The sequence below is a fragment of the Erwinia typographi genome (assembly GCF_000773975.1).
Classification (GTDB): Bacteria; Pseudomonadota; Gammaproteobacteria; order Enterobacterales; family Enterobacteriaceae; genus Erwinia; species Erwinia typographi.
In genome coordinates, this window is record NZ_JRUQ01000053.1 from 1 (window position 1) to 4,128 (window position 4,128).

Consider the following 4,128-nt stretch of genomic DNA (forward strand, 5'->3'; position numbering starts at 1 on the left):
ATTAGGCGCAGCTATTTAGTATATAAAAGACGGGTAAGACGAAAAGTCCAGGGCCTAGCAAATTCGCGATAATCATAATGCTGACGTATCAGCGCGGCATGCTCACGACGGGTATTTTCTCTCTGACCATACTCTGCCAGCACGGTGATATCGTGGATGGCGAGCTGTCTGGCGATAAAATGCCGGACGCCGGAAGGAATATGATTCATATCGGTGAGAAAGGTACCCAGAAAACGCACGCACCCTATTTGCAGGGCAATTCCCAGACGGTTGTGATCACCTCTGCTTTTTCCGATAAATTCCTTGTCTGCCTCATCAAGATGAAAATAGCGGGCCAGCTGAAGCTCGTCTGGTTCACCGGTGAACCGGCCATAGCTTTCAGTCTGCTCAGTGGTCAGAAAATCGACGGGCATATCAGCCTCCCTGCCTGAAGGTTACAAGTTAACAACTTTGTAACCGTCCGAAATATTATAAATTATCAGACACATGAAAACAGTATCATTTTTGTGTCTATTAAATCGATTTTTTGTTATAACAGACACCAGTTGTCCGATATTTGATTTAGGATACATTTTTATGCGACTTTTTGGTTACGCACGGGTATCAACCAGCCAGCAGTCTCTCGATATTCAGGTTAAAGCTCTCAAAGAGGCGGGTGTGAAGGCCAACCGTATCTTTACCGACAAGGTATCTGGCAGTTCAACCAATCGGAAAGGGCTGGACTTGCTTAGGATGAAGGTGGAGGAAGGCGATGTCATCCTGGTAAAAAAACTGGACCGTCTTGGCCGCGATACTGCCGATATGATCCAGTTGATAAAAGAATTCGACGCCCAGGGCGTGGCCGTCCGTTTCATTGATGACGGGATCTGTACCGACGGCGAAATGGGCCAGATGGTGGTCACCATTCTGTCTGCCGTCGCGCAGGCCGAGCGACGCAGGATAATGGAACGAACCAGCGAAGGCCGACAGGAAGCGAAACTGAAAGGCGTCCGGTTTGGCCGCAGGCGCACCATCGACAGGAACAGTGTACTGGCGCTCCACCGCGAAGGGACTGGCGCAACAGATATCGCCCGGCAGCTCAGTATCGCCCGCTCCACGGTCTACAAAATTCTGGAGGATGAAAATAGTCTGTCTACCTGCCGGGCCAATCCATAACATAGCAGGAGGTCAGCCAGCATTTCGTCTACTGGCCTGTTTCAGATTAGCGGTAAGTTGCTTCCGGGGCTGGTGCAGATGCGCCATCCAGGCAGGTTGCCCCGGTTCTGTTCTCCATGATTCACTGAGCGGGCTGTTATCTACTGTATCGTATCCAAACTGGTCATAAAGCCGGGTAACCAGTTTCACTGCCTCAGGAAAGTTACTGGAAACGGACAGTGCGTGACGTTCAGGCGTACCCGACGGGCTTGCCAGTGCGAAAAGCCGTGGCGCCTGTATGTGAGTGAAAGCTTTGGCTATCTTCGAAGCTGGTAACTGTTCCTGACGAAGTTCGTGAACTGTTTTTTCTCCAGAATCTATGACGGGGAAATTACCATCCCGCCAGGGCATGTAATTATTTGTATCCAGCACAATTTTACCGGCCAGCGCCTGAACCGGCATGTCGTTAACCAGTCTGAGTGGAACTGCAATAATGACAAAGTCTCCTCGAGTCGCCGCATCGGATGATGTTGCTGCGTGAGCATTGGGTCCAAGTTCAGCAATCAAATCGGCCAGAGTTTCAGGGCCACGCGAATTAGAGATAACCACCTCGTAACCGGAAGCAATTGCTGCCCTGGCTATTTGGCTGCCAACCTCTCCAGCCCCAATAATTCCGATAGTCGTCATATTTTCTCCAAAAAGCTGGCAGGTGCTCGTTGTTGAAATCTTGTCATAGGCTTAATAAGCCATTTCCAGATAATGGAAGATGGAGGCCCATAGTGGCCTCCATCTAAACTATTCTATGCGCCAAAAGCACCATCAATGGTATGCATGGCTCCGGTTACGAAGCTTGCCTCCGGGCCCGCCAGCCATGCGACCATGCCAGCGACTTCTTCAGGCCGTCCATGCCTTTTGATGGCCATGAAGCTATGCATAAAGTCCTTCAGAGGGCCGTCCTCCGGGTTCGCATCGGTATCAATCGGTCCGGGTTGAACAATATTGATTGTGATTCCACGCGGTCCTAAATCACGAGCCAGTCCGCGAGCCAGCCCCTGTAGGGCCGATTTACTGAGTGCATATGAGGCTGCGCCAGGGAATGGCATGCGGTCACCATTTACTGAACCGATGATGATAATGCGACCCCCTTCTGGCATCTGCCGTGCGGCTTCCACCGATGCATGATAGGGCGAATGGATGTTAATGCGGAAGAGGCGATCAATTGCATCCGGTTCCTGTTCCAGTGCATCACCAAATACGGCGATACCTGCATTGACAACCAAAATATTCAGTGGCCCACTGTCCCGTACAGTTTCAATCACCGCATCACGATCCGAACTATCGGTAAAAACTGCGGCGGAGCCTGTATCGCACGCCAACTTTTCGGCAGCCTCTTTCGATCCTGCATAAGTAAATTTCACCCTCGCTCCATCGGAAGAGAAGCGACGAACTATAGCGGCACCAATTCCCCTGCTTCCTCCAAGAATAAGCACATTCTTGCCTTCAAAAACGCCCATAAGAAACCTCTTGTCAAAATAGTAGTGCGCATTACAAAATACACTTTAATCAATGTCAATGAGTTTTGTAGTTATGACTAAAAAATTTGAGAGATCTCCCGGTCGCCCCCGCAGTTTCGATCCTGAACTGGTAGTGGAGGTTGCACAGAAATTATTTCATGCCCGGGGCTATGATTCGGTGAGTATTGCTGACATTACCTCCGCACTGGGGATAAACCCCCCGAGTTTTTATGGGGTATTTGGTAGCAAGATGGGTTTGTACTCCCGTGTTCTTGAGCGCTACGCAAAAACGGACGCGATCCCTATCCCATATCTGTTATGCAGTGAAAGACCCATGCTGATAGCACTGACGGCATTGCTGGAAGAGTCAGCCCGAAGGTATGGTAGCAGTCAAACCTGTACCGGCTGCCTGGTTATTGAAGGAACCCGATGTACAGATAAGGACGCCCGTAAGGCTGCAAACGTGTTTCATACGGCCGCTGAAGAAAACATTCGTCGTTTTATCGGAACCCGATACCCACAGGATGCCGATCGCCTGACTGATTTTATCAGTACCGTCATGTCAGGTCTGTCAATTAAGGCTCGCCAGGGGCACAGTGTTGAGCAGCTACTTGCGAGCGCCAGACTTGCTGCACAGGCACTCTCCTCATTGGTTAAGGATTGATTATCAGACGTTAACCAACATTGTGGTGGATTTATTGTCGGCTAATAATTGATATCATTTTCAGGGTAAGCTTCGGAAACCTTTAATTTAAATTCCTTAACGTGAGTTTTCGTTCCACTGAGCATCAGCCCCCTTTTATGTTAAAAAGTGCCGGATTTTCGAAATTTTAGCGGTTTGCCGCTCGGGTTAGAGCTGAAGCGATAAAAAACTACTATTCGACCCTGTACACGATTCTGTGTAAATGCCTTTTCTCAGAAGTGACCGTCCAGGCGGTCACCGAACTCGATAATAAAACGGCTCATCGCCATGCGCCAGTCCCTCAGTGGCATCGTCCATTTCTGTGACGCTGCCTGGATTGCCAGCCACACCACCTTTTTCACTGCATCGTCCGTCGGGAACACTTTACGCTTTTTGATGGCATGCCGGATCACGCTGTTCAGTGACTCGATGGCATTCGTTGTGTAGATCACCTTACGGATGTCTGCCGGGTAAGCGAAGAACGTCGCCAGGTTGGTCCAGTTTGCCTGCCAGCTCCGGCCTATCTGCGGGTAGCGGTTGTCCCATGCGCTGGCGAACGCTTCCAGCGCCTGCTGGCCTGCTTCTTCCGTGGGGGCCTGATAGATGGCTTTCAGGTCGCGGGTGACGGCTTTGTAGTCCTTCCAGGAGACGAACAGGGCAGCCTGGCGGCTGCAAATCAAAGTGCAGTAGAATATGACATCCCAAAATCTCATTGCAGCAGAGCATTTCCATGTCACATTCCTCTGAGCATCAGATCGCTCACACCAAAATGGTTAAGCAGGCCCTGAAGGCCGTAGC

The 4,128-nt window shown here is 50.4% G+C and carries 4 protein-coding genes and 2 pseudogenes; 2 read left to right on the top strand and 4 right to left on the bottom strand.

All coding sequences use genetic code 11. From position 1 onward, the window contains the following. Positions 1-14: 14 nt before the first annotated feature. Positions 15-413 (bottom strand): annotated as a pseudogene (locus NG99_RS18810) (DUF4158 domain-containing protein); the annotation flags it as partial. A gap of 163 nt (positions 414-576) precedes the next feature. Between NG99_RS18810 and NG99_RS18815 the strand changes: the two are divergent. Beyond that, positions 577-1,155: a recombinase family protein gene (locus NG99_RS18815; protein ID WP_034896298.1), complete on the top strand. Its 579-nt coding sequence runs from the start codon at positions 577-579 to the stop codon at positions 1,153-1,155. Positions 1,156-1,167: 12 nt separating this feature from the next. Here NG99_RS18815 and NG99_RS18820 read toward each other — a convergent pair whose 3' ends face one another. After that, positions 1,168-1,821, bottom strand: a complete 654-nt coding sequence (locus NG99_RS18820; RefSeq protein ID WP_034896300.1) for an NADPH-dependent F420 reductase — start codon at positions 1,819-1,821, stop codon at positions 1,168-1,170. A gap of 113 nt (positions 1,822-1,934) precedes the next feature. Next, positions 1,935-2,648 (bottom strand): SDR family oxidoreductase, encoded by a 714-nt coding sequence (gene bdcA / locus NG99_RS18825; protein WP_034896303.1) that lies wholly within the window; start codon positions 2,646-2,648, stop codon positions 1,935-1,937. A gap of 73 nt (positions 2,649-2,721) precedes the next feature. Between bdcA and NG99_RS18830 the strand changes: the two genes are divergently transcribed. Continuing rightward, positions 2,722-3,312: a TetR/AcrR family transcriptional regulator gene (locus tag NG99_RS18830; RefSeq protein WP_034896307.1), complete on the top strand. Its 591-nt coding sequence runs from the start codon at positions 2,722-2,724 to the stop codon at positions 3,310-3,312. Positions 3,313-3,563: 251 nt separating this feature from the next. On the opposite strand, the pseudogene NG99_RS18835 reads toward NG99_RS18830, so the two are convergent. Next, a pseudogene (locus NG99_RS18835) lies at positions 3,564-3,989 on the bottom strand (transposase); the annotation flags it as partial. Positions 3,990-4,128 lie beyond the last annotated feature (139 nt).

Bases quoted from the DNA above. Each gene is read 5' to 3' on its own strand.
- NG99_RS18815 (WP_034896298.1), top strand. From the start codon at position 577: ATGCGACTTTTTGGTTACGCACGGGTATCAACCAGCCAGCAGTCTCTC.
- NG99_RS18820 (WP_034896300.1), bottom strand. From the start codon at position 1,821: ATGACGACTATCGGAATTATTGGGGCTGGAGAGGTTGGCAGCCAAATA.
- bdcA (WP_034896303.1), bottom strand. From the start codon at position 2,648: ATGGGCGTTTTTGAAGGCAAGAATGTGCTTATTCTTGGAGGAAGCAGG.
- NG99_RS18830 (WP_034896307.1), top strand. From the start codon at position 2,722: ATGACTAAAAAATTTGAGAGATCTCCCGGTCGCCCCCGCAGTTTCGAT.